Raw genomic sequence first — 17051 nt, forward strand, 5'->3', positions numbered from 1 at the left:
GTCAGCCGCAGCCCTCTGCGGTGAGCTGCTCTCCGACGGTGCGCACCATCGGGGTGTGACGTACCTCAAGTGGCCCGTACTCGCCAGCGGCACCATGGAACTCCACGGTGATCGTGTGGGTCTCGCCTGGGGCATTCTGCACCGGTACCTTGATCGCGGGCCGGCCGAGATGGGTCAGCGCCCTGGCCTCAGCGCTCTGGCCGTCGACGGTCACCGTGGCGCCCGTGGCGCCGACCGGGCCGTAGAGCACGAGATCCGTCGCGATCGTTCCCTTCGCGAAGAAACGGCCGGGCGCGACGTAATCGGCAAGACCTGCCACTTGATCCGCCGCTAGCGAGTTCGTCAGTGTTGCTGTCGTTGTGAACACCGGAGCATCCGGTGCCGTGCACTGTGTCGACTGCGCTGCGACGTCGAGCTGCATGTAATAGTCGAGCTTGCCTTCTGTGACATCGTTGACGTAGACGCCGACGGCCGTGGAAGCTGAGTTGTCGCTGGGCAGGCGTCCGGACAGACGTGACTCGGCCACGAGTGCGGTCTCTGCCTCCGCCGAAGGCACGTACATGAGTCGTCCCTCATCGACTGCCTTCGTCAAGCTGTCGAGCAGCGTTTTCGTGTCTGCGCTGCCAGATACGACAGCGTCGAAAACGGATGACGCAGCTGCAGCGAAGAATGCATCTTGCAACTCTGGCTCGGGGACGAGGGAATACACCTGGCTGAGTAGCAGCGGCACCGCATTCTCGCTGGTGAGCTCGATCGGCTGATCGATGACCTGATAGCTGCTCCCGTCGATCTCAGCAGGCTCGGGATTGATGACCGTCGGTCCTGTAGCGGCCAGCAGATAGCTCAGAGCGACGGGGTCAAACGAAACGACGGCATCCACAGGGGTGCCAAACGATTCAGCCCAGAAGGCTCGGATCAGCGAGGCTGTCTCAGTGAAATCGGGGCTCAGCGTGGTGTCCATCACCCAGCGGCCGATCTTGTCGCCGTACAGCGCCACGGTCTCGGGGTTCAGCTCGGTGACAGGGGTCGGTCGGGCGTTCTCGAAATCGCCGCTCGACGCCTGCTGCGTGATGCTGATGCGGCCCTGGTCGGCGGTGATGAGCACGATCGCGGCGGGGTTGCCTCCGGTGCCGCGCGACTCGGCGTTGTTCTGGAACACCATCAGGTAGTTGCGGGGTGCCTCGGCGCCGAGTGCGGTCGGGAGGATGCCGATGATGTCCTTGGCCGGCCCCAGCAGCGGCTGCATCTCGTCGACGGCTCCGGTGAGCTGACTGAGCGCGCCTTCGACCTGCGGGATGAGGGAGTCCCGGTCGATGCCGTCCAGGTCTGCCGCGGCCTTCTCGACGGCATCCGCCGCCTGCGTCACAGCCGCCTGCATGTCGGTGATCGCCGCGAGGTTGATGGCGCCGTCGACCGGCGTGAGCGCCTTGAGGCTCAGGCCCGTCGCGGGGGTCAGCGCGTCGTTGACGAGGTCGTCGGTGACGACGGCCGCGGTCCGGACGGCGTTGAGGTTGGGGCCGACGAACGGCACCCACTCGAGGTTCTTCCACATCTCGTCGTCGGTCTGCTCACGAGCATCCGCGGTGAGCGCTGACAGCGTCGCCGCGGTCGCCGCGGCACCCTCGGAATCGCCGGCGAGGATCTGATCCTTGGCGGTCGTCGCGAGCGGCAGCGCCTGCTCGAGTGAATCCCTGGCGGCCATCGCCCTGTCGTAGAGCCGGGTGCCGACGATGAGACCGACGACGGCGATCACGATGAGCAGCAGCACGATGCCGACAGGAACCCACAGGCGGAAGCTGCGAAGCAGGGGGCGGCGCTGTCGGTCGGCGCGTCGGGCGCGCTCGGCTGCTCTGGTCGTCATGAACTCATCGTACGAGCACGGGGCAGGTCGTTCCTGCGGGAGTGCTCAATACGCGCCCCGCCGCTGCAGCACCACGCGCAGCGTGCGCCACAGGATCGCCACGTCGCTCGTCAGCGAGCGGTTCTCGACGTAGTAGAGATCGAGGCGGATGCTGTCCTCCCACGACAGGTCGGAGCGGCCGCTGATCTGCCAGAGACCGGTGATGCCCGGCTTGACGAGCAGACGGCGCTGCACCCACTTCTCGTACGTGTCGACCTCGCTCATCAGGGGAGGCCGTGGCCCCACCAGTGACATGTCGCCGCGCAGCACGTTGACCAGCTGCGGCAGCTCGTCGAGGCTGAGCCGGCGCAGGGTGCGGCCGAAACGGGTCACGCGCGGGTCGCTGCGCATCTTGAACATGACGCCGTTGCCGTCGGAGTCGGCGAGCAGCCCGGGCAGGCGCTGCTCGGCATCGGTCACCATCGTGCGGAACTTGAGCATCGTGAAGCGTCGCCCCTCGAGTCCCACCCGGCGCTGGCGGAACAGGGCGGGGCCGCCGTCGCGGCGCACCATCGCCGCGAGCACGAGGAACAGCGGACTCAGCACGATCAGGGCGAGCGAGGAGACGACGATGTCGAACGCGCGCTTCGCGGCGTACCGCGAACCGGTGAAGGCCGGGTAGTCGACGTGGATGAGCGACAGCCCGGCCACAGGTCTGGCGTGGATGCGGGGACCGGCGATGTCGGTCAGCGCAGCGGCGACGATGAGATCGACGCTGCGCGACTGCAGATCCCAGCCGAACTGCCGCAGCTGCGCGGGGCTGATCAGATCGGAGCCGCTGTAGACCACGGCATCCACACCCGCGAGGTCGGCGCCGGCGACGGCATCCTCCAGGCTTCCCACGACGGGGATGCCCGGCAGCAGCTCGACACCGGGCCCGCGTTCGGTGAGGGCGCCGGTGATGACCAGCCCGGAGGCGCTGTCACGCTGCATCTCACGAGCGATGTGCAACGATTTCGCGTGCTCGCCGACGATCACGGCGCGCGACAGGTAGCGGCCAGACTCGCGCCGCGCGGCCAGCCAGCGCCGCCACAGCCAGCGGCTGGCGATCAGCGCCGCCACCCCGGCGGGCAGCGCCAGCAGCAGATAGGCGCGCGCGACGTCGATGTGCAGCAGGAACGCGAAGATCGTCAGCAGGCCGAACACGCGGATGCTGGCATCGGCCACGCGGCGGTACTCCGTCCAGCCGCTCCCGACCACCTTGGCGTCTCGCGTGTCGTACAGGCGCAGCCCGCACACCCACGCGAGGACGAACACCACCGAGACCAGGGTGTACGCGACCTCGAAACCCGCGCCCGTGACTCCCGGGATGTACAGGTCGGCGTTGCTCTGCCCGAACCGCAGGGCCTGCGCGCCGAACACGACCCCGACGATGATCAGCGAATCGGTCAGCAGCAGTCGCCACGCGTACTCGCGCTGCCATCGGCCGGCCTGCGCCGCGACGGCGGTGCTCTTCGCCGTGGTCGGTGCCGCACGCGCGATCGGTGGCGCGGTCACCAGTGGTGGTGCCGTGATCGCCGTCGTCGTCCGTTGGCCCTGCCTCCGCGTATGCGGTGACAGGATGACGTCCCCAGATATTGCCACAATCCCTCCCCAGAGAATGCGCGCCCCAGTTGCTCCCGACAGCGTCGGAAGCTGCCGCCTGCAGAACAGGTGGCGATGTCAGCGTTGCCCCAGCAAACGCCGCTTTCCTCCGGTTTGCACCGGAGGCCCAGATCCGCAGTCTATCCCCGGAGCCGGGATTGCGGAACCCGCGACTCGGTTCGTGCGACGCACTCGGGTCCGGGTGCGCAGGCGGAGCGCACCCGGACCCGAGCAGGATCAGGAGACGAGGCCCTCCTGCCACGTGATGAGGTCGGCGATCTTCTCGACGAGCACGTCGTCCTGCAGGCCGTGCGCCTTGCCCTCAGCCTGCTCGAGCGTGGCGACCGCGGCGGCATGGTCACCGGCATCCGCCGAGAGCTCGGCCTCGTCGAGGTACGCGGTCAGCTGGGCCGAGAGCTTCGTGTACTTCGTCGAGCCGTCGTCCAGGCCGGCCAGGATCTCGTCGACCTCGCCGAACGTGACGCAGTCGCCACCGCCCGTGACCAGTCCTGCGGTCCATTCGATGCCGCGGAGGATGTGCTCGAGGAAGAGCGGATCGCTCCATGATGCGTCCGTGTGACCGGCGCCCTCGTACCAGGAGCGGCCTCCCTCGAAGTTCTGGCACCACGAGATCGGGTGGTCGTCGCCCATCGCGCCGCGCCCGGGGTTGTACGTCGACTCATCGAGCGTGAGCAGCACGTGCACGTCCTCGCGCGGGTTGGTCGTGAAGTTGTACCACTCGTCGAAGCGCACCCATTCGGTCGGCAGCATCGAGGTCGACGGATGCGTCGGGCTCTCGACCCGCATCGTCGCGGTCTGCTGCTGGGGGTGGGCGACGAAACGCGCGCCGCCGCCGGTGAGCTCGCTGTACCACGGCACGGTGTGCATCGCGTCGGTCGCGGCGTGCAGTCCCACGAAGCCGCCGCCGTCGTGGATGTAGCCCTGCAGCGCCGCCAGCTCATCGTCGTTCAGCAGCCGCGGCCGCAGCGGGTCGAGGTTGTTCGTGCCGTCGACCGGCGAGGCGAAGATGATCGTCGCGTACTGGCCGAGGTCTTCCGCCGTCGTGAACGGCGTGCTCGGAAGCGTGAGGTCGGCCTGCCGTGAATCCCACACGTCGACGGTGAAGCCGTTCTCCTCTCCGAGCTGCATGATCGCGAGGGTCGTGTCGTCGATGTGCGAGTGTCGGAACCCGAGCGTCTCTCCGACGATGAGCACCTTGTATTCGTTTTCGGCCTGCGCCGCGGGCGCGGCGACGACCGTCAGGCCCAATGTCAGCCCCACCGCCGTCAATCCGGTGAGCGTGCGTCGTGCGTACCTGTTCATAGAGTCTCTCCTCGTCGAGCGGAACTGCGTGAACCGTGCTTCTGCCGACGCGTCATAAGTTGGAGATGACGACATATCGACTTCGGCTCGACTCTAGGGGAGCCCTGCGGGGTCGTCAATGAAGTGCGGGCACGTTCGAAGCCTCCCGCGCTGTAGTACGGTTGGGGCGAGAATCTGGGGGTGGATGCTGTGGTGACGAGTTCTGCGCTCGCCGTGTCCGCGCTGGGCGCCCGGATCGAACTGGCGTTCGGCGAGAACGTGCCGGAAGACGTCATCGCACGCGTTCGACGTGCGTGGTCGGGTGCGGCGATCGAGCCGGGACCCGCGTCCGATGCGGATCAGGTCGCCGATGCGCGCATCGAGATCGACGACGTGCAAGACGTCGAACGTCGTCTGGAGACGTTGTCGACGACGGTGACCCTCGACGCGCTGGTGCACAATCGCGGACGGCTCATGATGCTGCACGCGGCCGGTGTCGCGCTCGACGACGGCCGCGTGATCGCCTTCGTCGGCCCGTCGGGACGAGGGAAGACGACGCTCAGCCGCACGCTCGCGAAGCAGTACGGCTACGTCTCGGATGAGACGATCGCCTTCGACCACGAGCTGCGCGTCCTGCCGTACCGCAAGCCGCTGTCCGTCGTGCGCGCCGGCGCGCCGAAGGACCAGGTGTCACCGGCGGATGCAGGACTGCGCGAGCTGCCCGACGCCGATCTGACTCTCGCGGCGATCGTGCTGCTCGAACGCGATCCGGATGCCACCGAGCCCGAGATCGAGCACTTGCACTTCGCAGACGCGGCGCCTCTGCTCGCCGCGCAGTCGAGCTACCTGATCGAGTACGAGGGCACCGTGGGCGCTCTCGCCGAGCTGTGCGACCGGGTCGGCGGCGTGCGCCTGCTGCGCTACGCGGAAGCCGCCGATGTGCCAACCGTGATCGACGCGCTCCTCGAGCGGGATCCCGACCCCGCGCCCTGGGAGCGGATGCGTCTGGCCGGTGAGGATTCTGCCTCGACGGCGGATGCCGTGGACTTCGGCGACACGGTCGTGACGTTCTCGGAAAGCACGCTGCGCGTACTCGAGGGGATCGCTCCGACGGTGCTGCGCGCGACGCGCGGATCGACCGATCTCGACCGGGTCGTCGACGCGGTGATCGAGAGCCACGGGGCACCGCCGAACGGTGAGGCGTCGTCGATGGTGCGTGACGTGATCGACGAGCTCGCCGCCGTCGGACTCGTCGCAGCGCCCGTCGCCTGACGACTGCGCGGCGGGGTTCGCCTGCGCCGCTCGTCAGCGCACCGCTGCGCGGCGGGATTCGTCGAACGCCGGTGTCGACGCGAGGCGGGCGATGATGCGCACGAACAGGCAGCCCACGACCGCTCCCGCCGTGTTCGCGATCAGATCCGAGACGGTGGAGAACCGCGACGGCAGGAACAGCTGCACGAACTCGATCACGCCGCTGGTCACCAGGCCCAGCACTGCCAGATGCCAGGTCTTCAACCACGACCACGCCACGGCCAGCAGGAGCCCGAACGGGATGAAAAGAGCGATGTTCGCGAGGAACTCCAGCACCGTGTACGTGTACACGAACGGCACGTCGAGGCGGTACGCCAACGAGCGCGCGAGGCGCACGACGATCCCCGTGACCCGACTCGCCTGGTCGCCCGGAAGCCACACCACCAACGCCAACGCGATCGTGTAGGGGACGAGGAGGATGCGCGCGATCAGCGCGAGCATCGACACTTTGGGCATGGGGAGAGCGTAGCGAGGCGGGCTGTGCGTGGGCTTGGGAACCGGTGAGCTCTGCACAGGAGAGGACTCAGTTCCGGTTGTCCACGATTGACGGCATCAGGCCCCCGCGCTCTGATGCGCCGTCCTAGGTTGAATCCACCGCCGCGATGACCCAATCTCCGGCACAATGGGAGGATGTACATGTCCGTCGAGATGATCACGACGCTGGTCGGAGTCGTGTCGATGCTGCTCGCGCTCGCCGGTGGCTTCGGCTGGATGATCCACCGCATGGACTCGCGCATGGATTCTTGCGAGAGCCGGCTCGGCGCTCGCATCGATGACGTGGAAACGAAGCTCGGCGCGCGCATCGACGCTGTCGAGGAGAAGCTCGGCGCGCGCATCGACACTGTCGAGGAGAAGCTCGGCGCACGCATCGACAAGGTCGCGAGCGAGCAGGTGGAACTGAAGGTCGCAATCGCCCGAATCGAGGGCCCGCCGCGGCATCTCGTCTCCGCGCGCTGACACTGTGTCGGGTCCGCGTCAGATCCCGACGCCGCCCCAGCTGAGCGACTCGGTGTAGCGCAACAGCACGCCCTCGCGCAGCGCCCATGGCGACACCTCGAGCTCGTCGATGTCGAGCATCTTCATCGCGGTGTGAAGTGCGACGGCGGCGGCGACGATCTGGAACGTGCGATCGGGCGTGATTCCCGGCAGCTCCTGACGGGCGACGGCCGGAATGCGGGCGAGGCGCGGGATCCACGACTTCAGCGACGATCGCGAGAGCACAGTGCGGTCGAACCCGAGCCCTGACACCTCTCGCCCTGCGAGGTTCGCCAGCGAGCGGATCGCCTTCGACGACCCCACCATGTGGTCGGGGTCGGGGAGGGCGTTGAGTTTCTCGGCCACGGGTGCGAGAACTTCGGCTGCGTGCGCACGCAGCTGCTCGACAGCATCCTCACCGGGCGGGTCCTCGGGCAGGAACTGGACGGTCATGCGCCCGGCGCCGAGCGGGACGGATGCCGCGACCTCCGGCACCTCGTCGCCACCGGCGGCGAACTCGAAGGAGCCTCCGCCGATGTCGAGCAGCAGGATGCGCCCGGCGTCCCACCCGAACCAGCGCCGCACCGCGAGAAAGGTGAGCTCCGCCTCCTCCACACCGGTGAGCACCTGCAGCGGCTGACCGAGAGCGGCCTCGATGCGGGCGATGACCTCTTCGCCGTTGAGCGCCTCGCGCACGGCACTGGTCGCGGTCGCCAGCAGCGTCTCGACGCGCTCCGTCTCCGCGATCGCGCGCGCTCTGCTCACGGCGGCCTCCAGTGCCTGCACGCCCTCTTCGGTGATCGCACCCTCTGGCGTGAGGTAGCGCATCAGGCGCACGACGGTGCGATCGCTCGTCGTCGCCAGCGGGCGGCCACCGGGCCGGGCGTCCGCAGCGAGCAGGTGGACGGTGTTCGAACCGATGTCGAGGATTCCGAGGCGCACGGGACGAGACTACGCGTGTGGGCGCGGATACGATGTAACGCGTGACCACCGCCGACCCCACGCTGCCCCTGTCGCCGTATCGAGAGATCGGACGCGCGGAATGGGCGCGATTGGCGGCGGGCCTGGATCAGCCGCTGAGCGAGACGGAGGTCGTCGAGATCCGCGGCATCGGAGACCGGCTGAGCCTCGACGAGGTGCGCGAGGTGTACATGCCGCTGAGCAGGCTCCTCAGCCTGTACGCCACCTCGACCAAGCAGCTCGGCGCGGCGACCAGCTCCTTCCTCCAGGAGGACGACACCACCACGCCGTTCGTCGTCGGCGTCGCCGGGTCGGTCGCCGTCGGCAAGTCGACCATTGCCCGTCTGCTGCGCGAGCTCATGAGCCGGTGGCCGGGAACGCCGCGGGTGGAACTGGTCACCACCGACGGATTCCTATACCCGAACGCCGAGCTCGAGCGCCGCGGACTCATGGACCGCAAGGGCTTCCCCGAGTCGTACGACCGCCGGGCGCTGCTGTCGTTCCTCACCGAGGTGAAGTCGGGAGCGCCCGAGGTGCGCGCGCCCTTCTACTCGCACATGCGCTACGACATCGTCCCCGATGCGCACGTCGTCGTCCGGCGCCCTGACGTCGTGATCGTCGAGGGGCTGAACGTGCTGCAGCCGCCGCCCGCGCCGAACGACGTCGCAGTGAGCGACCTGTTCGACTTCTCGGTGTTCGTCGACGCCGACAGCGCCCATATCGAGAAGTGGTACGTCGACCGGTTCCTCGCGCTGCGCCAGGGCGCGTTCAGCAACCCGTCGTCGTACTTCAACGTGTTCGCGCACCTGACCGACGAAGAAGCCGTCACCACGGCCCTCGGCTATTGGAACGACATCAACATGCCCAACCTCGTCGAGAACGTGATGCCCACCAGGCACCGGGCGAGCCTCGTGCTGAACAAGGGCGCCGATCACAACGTCGAGAGCGTGCTGCTGCGCAAGCTCTGACAGGGGGGCGCAGCGTCCGTTCATAGTTCGTTCGGAACCCTCGCAAAAACCCGCGCTTATCCTTGTGACCATGTGTGGAATCGTCGGATACGTGGGCCCTCGCCCCAGCCAGGACATCCTTCTCGCCGGCCTCGCCCGTCTGGAATACCGTGGCTATGACTCTGCTGGTGTCGCCGTGATCGACGGCAACGGCGACCTCGGGATGCGCAAGAAGGCCGGCAAGCTCAGCATGCTGCGCGACTCGCTCGCCGACGCCCCGCTCGGCGACGGCACGACCGGTATCGGGCACACGCGGTGGGCGACCCACGGCGGTCCGACCGACGTCAATGCGCACCCGCATCTCGCGGACGACGACAAGCTCGCCGTCATCCACAACGGCATCATCGAGAACTTCTCGGTACTCCGCGAAGAGCTGCTCGCCGAGGGCGTCAGCTTCCGCAGCGAGACCGACACCGAGGTCGCCGCGGCGTTCCTCGGACGCGAGTACGCGAAGAGCGGCAACCTGCAGGAGGCGTTCCAGAACGTCGTCAACCGCCTCGAGGGCGCCTTCACGCTGCTCGCGATGCACGAGGACCACCCGGGCCTCGTCGTCGGCGCGCGCCGCAACTCGCCGCTGGTGATCGGCCTCGGCGAGGGCGAGAACTTCCTCGGATCCGACGTCGCCGCCTTCGTCGAGTACACCCGCAAGGCGCTCGCGATCGGTCAGGACCAGATCGTCTCGATCACGCCGTCCGAGGTCTCCGTGACCGACTTCGAGGGCAACGCCGTCGAGGCCGAGCCGTTCGACGTGTCGTGGGACGCCGCCGCCGCCGAGAAGGGCGGATGGTCGTCGTTCATGGCCAAGGAGGTCGCCGAGCAGCCAGAGGCCGTCGCCAACACGATCCTCGGCCGCGTGCACGACGGCCAAGTCGTCATCCCCGAGCTCGACGGGCTCGACGAGCTCTTCATCGGCATCAACCGTGTGATCATCACGGCCTGCGGCACGGCATCCTACGCAGCCCTCGTCGGCAAGTACGCGATCGAGCAGTGGGCCCGCGTCGCGACCGACGTCGAGCTCGCGCACGAGTTCCGCTACCGCGACCCGGTGATCGGCGACGACACGCTCGTCATCTCGATCAGCCAGTCCGGCGAGACCATGGACACGCTCATGGCCGTCAAGTACGCCCGCGAGCGCGGCGCGCGCACCCTCTCGATCTGCAACACGCAGGGCGCGACGATCCCGCGCGAATCGGATGCCGTCGTCTACACCCACGCGGGGCCGGAGGTCGCCGTGGCATCGACCAAGGCGTTCTCGGCGCAGATCACCGCGCTGCTGCTGCTCGGGCTTCACATGGGCCGCGTGCGTCAGACGCTGACCGACGACTCGGCGGTTGCGGAGCTCGCAGACCTTCCCGCCAAGATCGCCAGCGTGCTGGAGAAGGAGAACGAGCACGTCTCGCAGCTCGCCGGCTGGATGGCCGACACCCGCTCGGTGCTGTTCCTCGGTCGCCACGTGGGTTACCCGATCGCGCTCGAAGGCGCGCTCAAGCTCAAGGAGATCTCGTACATCCACGCCGAGGGCTTCGCCGCCGGTGAGCTCAAGCACGGCCCGATCGCCCTGATCGAGCCCGGCCAGCCGGTGTTCGTCATCGTGCCGTCGCCGCGCCACTCCGCGCTGATCCACTCCAAGGTGGTCTCGAACATCCAGGAGATCCGTGCCCGCGGCGCCCGCGTCATCGTGATCGCCGAAGAAGGGGATGCCGCAGTGCTGCCCTTCGCGGACGAGGTCATCCACATCCCGCTCGCGGGGCCCATGTTCGAGCCGGTGCTCGCGGTCGTGCCGCTGCAGATCTTCGCCATGGCCCTCGCCACGGCCAAGGGCCTCGACGTCGACCAGCCCCGCAACCTCGCGAAGTCCGTCACGGTCGAGTAGGTTCTCGGGTGCCTCGGCACACTTGTAGGTCGAGATGCACGGATGCATGCCGAGATCGGGAGGATGCCCCGGCATCCGTAGTTCTGGGCATGCATCCGTACCCGGGCCGTCCGGCAGTTGATCGACGTGCGGCCGGCTCGACTCATGCCCGGGCGCGGGCGAGCGCCGGCAGGATGGCAGCGACGACGGCGTCCCAGTCGTGCACGATCATCGCGTAGTCGAATCGCAGGGTCTCGTAACCGAGGGCGGATGCCGCGGCATCCCGCATCAGGTCGGCATGACGCTTGTTTCCGGTGTGGTTGTCTTTGCCATCAGCCTCGAGGATGATCCGTCCCCCGATGACGAAATCGACTCGGCCGACGCCGTCTATGACGACTTGGCAATCGAGTCGGATGCCCAGCAGATGCAGCCGGAGACGGAGCAGCGACTCCAGCCCGCTCTGGGCGTCGGATCGTGCGAGGTCCAACAGCCACTCGATGGACTTGGGCAGTTCGCGACGGATGCGCGCGCGATCGGATGCCGAGATCAGGCGCTGATTCCACGCCGATTCGTATGCGGCGAAGAACGCTTCGCGACTGAGACAGCGGAATGCATGGATCAGCGCGGTGGCCGCTGAGGCGATACCGAGGCCGGCGCGGCCGGCCGAATAGTGGGCGATGCACTCGCAGGGCTGATGCGGATGCCGGCGGCCACTGCCTCCCAGCCACACGTGGATCTCGGCATCCGGATTCGGGAGCACCCAGACGCCGTGCAAGCGAAGCGCGGCCGCGCATGTGAGTTCGCCGCCGTGCGCGGCCGCCGCGACCACACGCGCGTCGAGCGACGGAACCGCGAAGACGCCGGGGCGCACGCGGATGATGCTGCCGTTGTTCGTGTGTGCAGCCAGGTGTTTGCGGGTGCATTGGAAGCGTTGCAGAAAGGTGCCGCGAGCGATGCCGCCGAAGCGCTCGAGGAGGTCTGGGGGCTGAAACATCCTCCGATTCTGATGGTGGGTCCGAGCCGAGGAGAGTCGTCCACAGACGCTGGGCACGACTCGCGCCTGTGCAGAACGAGTCCTCGGGTACGGCTGCAGGTCAGAATCTACGGATGTATGCCGAGATCGGTGGGATGCCCCGGCATCAGTGGTTTTGGGCATACATCCGTACCAGGGGACGAGGTGAGAGGGCCGGTAGGCTGGAGCGGTGATCATCGGGACCGGCATCGACCTCGTCGACATCCCGCGGTTCGAGCGCACCATGTCCCGGACACCGCGGCTCATGGAGCGACTCTTCGCCCCGTCCGAGCGCACTCTCCGGCTGCCGTCGCTCGCCGCGCGCTACGCCGCGAAAGAGGCACTGATCAAGGCGCTCGGCGGATCGGACGGCGTGCACTGGACCGAGATCGAGATCGCGTCGGAGCCCTCCGGCAGGCCGCACTTTCTGCTCACGGGCACCACGGCCGCGGCCGTGAAGGACAAGGGCATCCTGAACCTCCACCTGACGATGTCGCACGACGCCGGCCTCGCCACCGCGTTCGTCGTCGCCGAGGGAGAGCCGCTGTGAGCGCGCACACCGTCCCGTTCCGTGAGGCCACGATCGAGATGGATGCGATCGCCGACAACACCCGGCACATCCGTCGTCTCACCGGAGTCGACGTCATCGCCGTCGTCAAGGCCAACGCGTACGGACACGGCGCCGCCTCGGCCGCCGTCGCCGCGCTCTCCGGCGGTGCCACAAGGCTCGGCGTCGCCGAGATCGCAGAGGGCATCGAGCTGCGCCGGCAGGGCATCAACGCGCCGATCATGGCGTGGCTGCACGAGCCCGGTCAGCGTTTCACCGAGGCGGCAGCGAACCGCATCGAGCTCGGCATCTCGTCCTTCGATCAGCTCGAGGCGGCCGGCGCAGCCGCCGGCGCCGACGGCCCCGTCGACGTGCACCTGAAGCTCGAGACCGGGCTCTCGCGCAACGGCGTCGCCCCGGGCGACTGGGGTCGGGTCTTCGCCGAAGCCGCGCGGCTCGAGAGGATCGGACGCATCCGCGTCGTCGGCCTCTTCAGCCACGTCTCCAACGCATCGCGTGCCGACGACCTCGAAGCGCTCGCGCGATTCGAGGAGGGGACCGCTGCCGCAGCATCCGTCGGCATCCGCCCCGAGATCAGGCACCTCGCCGCCACGGCCGCCGCGTTCGACATTCCCGAGACGAGACTGGATGCCGTGCGCATCGGCATCGGCATCTACGGGCTCTCGCCGTTCGATGACCGCTCGTCCGCCGACCTGGGGCTGCGTCCGGCCATGACCTTGCGCGCATCCGTCGCGGCCGTCCGCCGCGTACCCGCCGGCGCCGGCGTCTCGTACGGCTACGACCACAGGGCGAACCACGACACCACGCTCGCCCTGATCCCGCTCGGCTATGCCGACGGCATCCCGCGCCAGGCGTCCGGACGAGGCCCTGTGCTCATCAACGGTCGCCGGTTCACGGTCGCCGGCCGCATCGCGATGGATCAGTTCGTCGTCGACGTCGGCGACACGCATGTCGCTGTGGGCGACGAGGCCGTCGTGTTCGGGGATCCGACGCTCGGTGCGCCGTCGGCGACGGAGTGGGCGAACGCCGCGAGCACGATCAACTACGAGGTCGTCGCCCGCATCGGAAATCGAGTGCCGCGGCGGAACGCATGATCGACCCCGCCTTTCTCGGACGCCGCGAGATCGCGACGTCGGATGACATGGAGCACCTCGGCCTCGTCATCGGCGAGCAGCTGGAGCCGGGGGACCTGCTGGTGCTCACAGGTCCGCTCGGGGCCGGCAAGACCACGTTCACCCGCGGCCTCGCGGAGGGGCTCGGCGTGCGCGGACCGGTGCAGAGCCCGACGTTCGTGATCGCGCGCACGCATCCGTCGCTCGTCGGCCGTGCGCCGCTCGTGCACGTCGACGCGTACCGGCTGGGGTCGGCCGCAGAGCTCGACGATCTCGACATCGACTTCATGCGCTCCGTCGTCGTGATCGAGTGGGGGCGCGAGATGGCCCCGTCGATCGCGGACGCCTGGTGGGACATCGAACTCGAGCGCCCGGTCGGCGCCGCCGGTGACGACGTGGCGGATGAGGATCTGGATGCTGACGCACCGCGCGTCGTGACGATCGAGCGCGTCGTCCGCTAGGCGGTGCGCGCCGCGCTGGACGCCGCGGGCCTCACGCACGGCGGATGCCGGTACAGGTGTCAGTCCGGATCACAGTTGTCAGCGGAAACAGGGCAGTTCACGCTGACAGGTGTGCAGATCCACTGACAAGTGTGCGGGCGGGCGGGACCCACTCCCGGCAGTGAGCGCCGCGAAAGGGACCAGGACGCCCCTCAGCGACCACGGCGCGCGGCCGACTACCCTGGAGAGGTGATTCTCGCAGTCGACACCTCCCTGGGCACGGCCGTCGCGATCGTCGACGCCGATGGTCGTCGCCGCGCCGACGCGTCCAGCCCCGACCCGCTCGGGCACGCCGAAGTCGTCGGCACCTTGCTGCAGCGGGCTCTCGCCGAAGCGGGCGACGAGATCACGCACGTCGTCGCGGGCATGGGCCCCGGCCCGTTCACCGGCCTGCGCATCGGCATCGCCACCGCACGCGCGTTCGCGCTCGGCCGCGGCATCGACGTGATCGCCGTGCCCAGCCACTTCGGCGCCGCCCTCGCCGTTCTCGAGGAGAACCCGCAGATCGGCACGTTCGCGATCGTGACGGATGCTCGCCGCCGCGAGGTCGCGATCAGCCTGTTCCGCGGGCTCGACGACGACGGCATCCCGCATCTCATGTCCGAGACCGTGCTCGTGCCGCGCACCGGTGCCGAGGCGTACCTCGACGGACTCGACGGGCGCGAGGTCACGACGCTGGACGGGGCGGCCCTGGCCCGCGTCGGCATCCGCGCGGCGCACGCCGGACGCGAGCTCGTCGGCGCCGAACCCCTCTACCTGCGTCAGCCCGATGTCACGATGCCCGGCGCACCGAAGCGGGTGGGACTGTGACCATCCGCACTGCGACCCCCGCCGACCTCGACGCGATCATGGCGATCGAGAACGCCTCTTTTCCGACCGACGCGTGGAGCGCGGAGTCGATGGCGGCCGAGCTCGTGACCGAGTACAGCCACTACCTCGTCGACGAGGACGGCGGCGAGGTGATCGGCTACGCCGGACTCCGCTCGATCCGTGGGAATGCGGATGCCGACATCCAGACGATCGCGCTGATCGAGGCGCGGCGCGGGGAGGGGAGAGGTCGCAGGATGCTGCGGACTCTGCTCGACGAAGCATCCGCCCGTGGTGCCCGTGAGGTGTTCCTCGAGGTCCGCGCCGACAATCCCGGTGCAGAGGGCCTCTACATCTCGGAGGGGTTCGAGGAGATCGCCCGCCGCCCGCGCTACTACCAGCCGGACGGTGTCGATGCGATCGTGATGAAACTCGAGCTACGGCGGTGGGCTGCGTCGGTGGCCCCGCAGGCTCGGGCGGAGAACGCAGCCTTGGTCGGAGAGATCCCCCGCAATCCTCCGCCCGACGATGCGAACTCCGCCCATCACGGTGAGACCGAAAGTCGGGATGCCGCCTCGAAGGAGACCACGTCATGAGCGAACCCCTGGTCCTCGGCATCGAGACGAGCTGCGACGAGACGGGCATCGGCATCGTCCGCGGCCGCACGCTCCTGTCGAACACGATCGCCTCGAGCATGGACGAGCACGCCCGCTACGGCGGCGTCATCCCCGAGGTCGCCGCCCGCGCGCACCTCGAAGCGCTGCAGCCGTCGATCGAGGCCGCGCTCGCCGAGGCGCAGGTGCGGCTGGAAGATCTCGACGCCGTCGCCGTCACCAGTGGCCCAGGGCTGGCCGGTGCGCTCATGGTCGGCGTCGGTGCGGCCAAGGGACTCGCCGTATCGCTCGGCAAGCCGCTGTACGCCGTGAACCATCTCGTCGGTCACATCGCCGCCGACATCGTGACGCCGGATTCCGACCCGCTCGAGTATCCGACCATCGCGCTGCTCGTCTCGGGCGGTCACACCTCGCTGCTGCACGTGCGCGATCTCACGACCGACGTCGAACTGCTCGGCGAGACCATGGACGACGCGGCAGGCGAGGCCTTCGACAAGGTAGCCCGGCTGCTCTCGCTGCCGTACCCGGGAGGACCGGAGATCGATCGTGCGGCCGCAGAGGGCGATCCGAAGGCGATCCGCTTCCCGCGGGGCCTTTCTCGTGCCTCCGACATGGAGAAGCACCGCTACGACTTCTCGTTCTCGGGCCTGAAGACCGCCGTCGCCCGGTGGGTGGAGCGGTGCGAGGCCGCGGGCGAGGACGTGCCGGTGGCCGATGTCGCCGCGAGCTTCCGCGAGGCCGTCGTCGATGTGCTCGTCACGAAGGCGCTCGCCGCGTGCGCCGATCTGGGAGTGCCGCGACTGCTGCTCGGCGGCGGCGTGATCGCCAACAAGCGGCTGCGCGACGTCGCGATCGAGCGAGCCGCGGCTGCCGGCGTGACCGTGCGGATCCCGCCGCTTTCGCTGTGCACCGACAACGGCGCGATGATCGCCGCGCTCGCCGCTGACCTCATCAGCTCGGGCCGCCGACCGTCGACGCTCGCGTTCGGGGCCGACTCCACCCTGCCGGTCACCGAGATCCAGATCGCCGAGTCACGGGCGGAAGATGCCGCATGAGTGACAAGCGCGACATGAGCGACCCCGGCGAGCAGACCACGGCGTCGGATCAGCCGACGCTCGAGCGGCCCTCGGCGGAGGTCGAGCGCCCCGCCGGCGCGACCCGGATGCCCGGCGCCCCTCGCGACGGCTATACGAAGCTGCCCACCGGACCGGTCGGGGTCGAGCCCGTCGTCGCCAGCGGTCCTGCAGACACGGCGGGGATGCCGGCCGTGCAGTGGGCACCGAATGACGAAGCCGTCGCTGAGGACAACACCCGCCTGGCGCCGTGGGCCCTGCTGGCGGCGATCGTGGCGCTGTGCGCATCGTGGTTCGTCGGCTGGGGCATCCCGCTCGCGATCGTCGCAGTGGTGGCCGCGATCATGTCGCTCAGGCGACCGGTCGAGAGCCGCGCGATCGCGCTGTGGGCGCTGATCCTCGGCATCACCGCGACCATCTACAGTCTGGGCTGGCTCATCTGGGCCGGTATGCAGTTCGAGAATCTGGGCTGAC

Annotated in this window: 17 protein-coding genes; 11 read left to right on the plus strand and 6 right to left on the minus strand. The window is 68.6% G+C overall.

Going from position 1 to position 17051, the window contains the following annotated elements; genetic code table 11:
• Window position 1: 1 nt before the first annotated feature.
• The 3 genes from ACYVG2_RS00525 to ACYVG2_RS00535 form a co-directional block, all read right to left on the minus strand.
• Entirely contained in the window at window positions 2-1861 is a 1860-nt protein-coding gene (locus ACYVG2_RS00525; RefSeq protein ID WP_460779197.1) for a DUF4012 domain-containing protein, read from the minus strand.
• Window positions 1862-1906: 45 nt separating this feature from the next.
• On the minus strand, window positions 1907-3397 hold the full coding sequence (locus ACYVG2_RS00530) for a sugar transferase (protein ID WP_460779198.1): 1491 nt from the start codon (window positions 3395-3397) through the stop codon (window positions 1907-1909).
• A gap of 324 nt (window positions 3398-3721) precedes the next feature.
• Window positions 3722-4807, minus strand: coding sequence for a ThuA domain-containing protein (locus ACYVG2_RS00535; RefSeq protein WP_460779199.1), 1086 nt, complete (start codon window positions 4805-4807; stop codon window positions 3722-3724).
• 192 nt (window positions 4808-4999) lie between these two features.
• On the opposite strand from ACYVG2_RS00535, the gene ACYVG2_RS00540 reads away from it, so the two are divergent.
• On the plus strand, window positions 5000-6058 hold the full coding sequence (locus tag ACYVG2_RS00540; protein ID WP_460779200.1) for a P-loop NTPase family protein: 1059 nt from the start codon (window positions 5000-5002) through the stop codon (window positions 6056-6058).
• Window positions 6059-6091: 33 nt separating this feature from the next.
• On the opposite strand, the gene ACYVG2_RS00545 is transcribed toward ACYVG2_RS00540, so the two are convergent.
• Entirely contained in the window at window positions 6092-6553 is a 462-nt protein-coding gene (locus ACYVG2_RS00545) for a VanZ family protein (RefSeq protein ID WP_448964172.1), read from the minus strand.
• Between the two features lie 180 nt (window positions 6554-6733).
• Here ACYVG2_RS00545 and ACYVG2_RS00550 point away from each other — a divergent pair, with 180 nt between their 5' ends.
• Complete coding sequence (locus ACYVG2_RS00550; protein ID WP_460779201.1) at window positions 6734-7054, plus strand: response regulator; 321 nt, start codon at window positions 6734-6736, stop codon at window positions 7052-7054.
• Window positions 7055-7072: 18 nt separating this feature from the next.
• Here ACYVG2_RS00550 and ACYVG2_RS00555 read toward each other — a convergent pair whose 3' ends face one another.
• Entirely contained in the window at window positions 7073-8014 is a 942-nt protein-coding gene (locus ACYVG2_RS00555; RefSeq protein ID WP_460779202.1) for a Ppx/GppA phosphatase family protein, read from the minus strand.
• Between the two features lie 41 nt (window positions 8015-8055).
• Between ACYVG2_RS00555 and coaA the strand changes: the two genes are divergently transcribed.
• Both coaA and glmS read left to right on the plus strand, forming a co-directional pair.
• On the plus strand, window positions 8056-9000 hold the full coding sequence (gene coaA / locus ACYVG2_RS00560; protein WP_448964169.1) for a type I pantothenate kinase: 945 nt from the start codon (window positions 8056-8058) through the stop codon (window positions 8998-9000).
• 70 nt (window positions 9001-9070) lie between these two features.
• Window positions 9071-10912, plus strand: coding sequence for a glutamine--fructose-6-phosphate transaminase (isomerizing) (glmS, locus tag ACYVG2_RS00565; protein WP_460779203.1), 1842 nt, complete (start codon window positions 9071-9073; stop codon window positions 10910-10912).
• Between the two features lie 142 nt (window positions 10913-11054).
• Here glmS and ACYVG2_RS00570 read toward each other — a convergent pair whose 3' ends face one another.
• Window positions 11055-11885, minus strand: a complete 831-nt coding sequence (locus ACYVG2_RS00570) for an endonuclease domain-containing protein (RefSeq protein ID WP_460779204.1) — start codon at window positions 11883-11885, stop codon at window positions 11055-11057.
• Between the two features lie 208 nt (window positions 11886-12093).
• Between ACYVG2_RS00570 and ACYVG2_RS00575 the strand changes: the two genes are divergently transcribed.
• The 7 genes from ACYVG2_RS00575 (at window position 12094) to ACYVG2_RS00605 (ending at window position 17050) form a co-directional block, all read left to right on the plus strand.
• Entirely contained in the window at window positions 12094-12453 is a 360-nt protein-coding gene (locus ACYVG2_RS00575) for a holo-ACP synthase (protein WP_448964166.1), read from the plus strand.
• 38 nt (window positions 12454-12491) lie between these two features.
• Window positions 12492-13565: an alanine racemase gene (gene alr, locus ACYVG2_RS00580; RefSeq protein ID WP_460779913.1), complete on the plus strand. Its 1074-nt coding sequence runs from the start codon at window positions 12492-12494 to the stop codon at window positions 13563-13565.
• The gene (gene tsaE / locus ACYVG2_RS00585) at window positions 13562-14044 is read left to right on the plus strand and encodes a tRNA (adenosine(37)-N6)-threonylcarbamoyltransferase complex ATPase subunit type 1 TsaE (RefSeq protein ID WP_460779205.1); all 483 of its coding nucleotides are present in this window, start codon (window positions 13562-13564) and stop codon (window positions 14042-14044) included. Before alr ends, tsaE begins: the two co-directional genes overlap by 4 nt.
• A gap of 228 nt (window positions 14045-14272) precedes the next feature.
• Window positions 14273-14893 carry a tRNA (adenosine(37)-N6)-threonylcarbamoyltransferase complex dimerization subunit type 1 TsaB gene (tsaB, locus tag ACYVG2_RS00590; RefSeq protein WP_460779206.1) on the plus strand — a complete coding sequence of 207 codons (621 nt, stop codon included), beginning with the start codon at window positions 14273-14275 and terminating at the stop codon, window positions 14891-14893.
• Window positions 14890-15486: a ribosomal protein S18-alanine N-acetyltransferase gene (rimI, locus tag ACYVG2_RS00595; RefSeq protein ID WP_460779207.1), complete on the plus strand. Its 597-nt coding sequence runs from the start codon at window positions 14890-14892 to the stop codon at window positions 15484-15486. Before tsaB ends, rimI begins: the two co-directional genes overlap by 4 nt.
• Entirely contained in the window at window positions 15483-16559 is a 1077-nt protein-coding gene (tsaD, locus tag ACYVG2_RS00600; RefSeq protein WP_460779208.1) for a tRNA (adenosine(37)-N6)-threonylcarbamoyltransferase complex transferase subunit TsaD, read from the plus strand. Before rimI ends, tsaD begins: the two co-directional genes overlap by 4 nt.
• Window positions 16556-17050: a hypothetical protein gene (locus ACYVG2_RS00605; protein ID WP_460779209.1), complete on the plus strand. Its 495-nt coding sequence runs from the start codon at window positions 16556-16558 to the stop codon at window positions 17048-17050. Before tsaD ends, ACYVG2_RS00605 begins: the two co-directional genes overlap by 4 nt.
• Window position 17051: the final 1 nt, after the last annotated feature.

The sequence above is a fragment of the Microbacterium shaanxiense genome, from assembly GCF_054779995.1.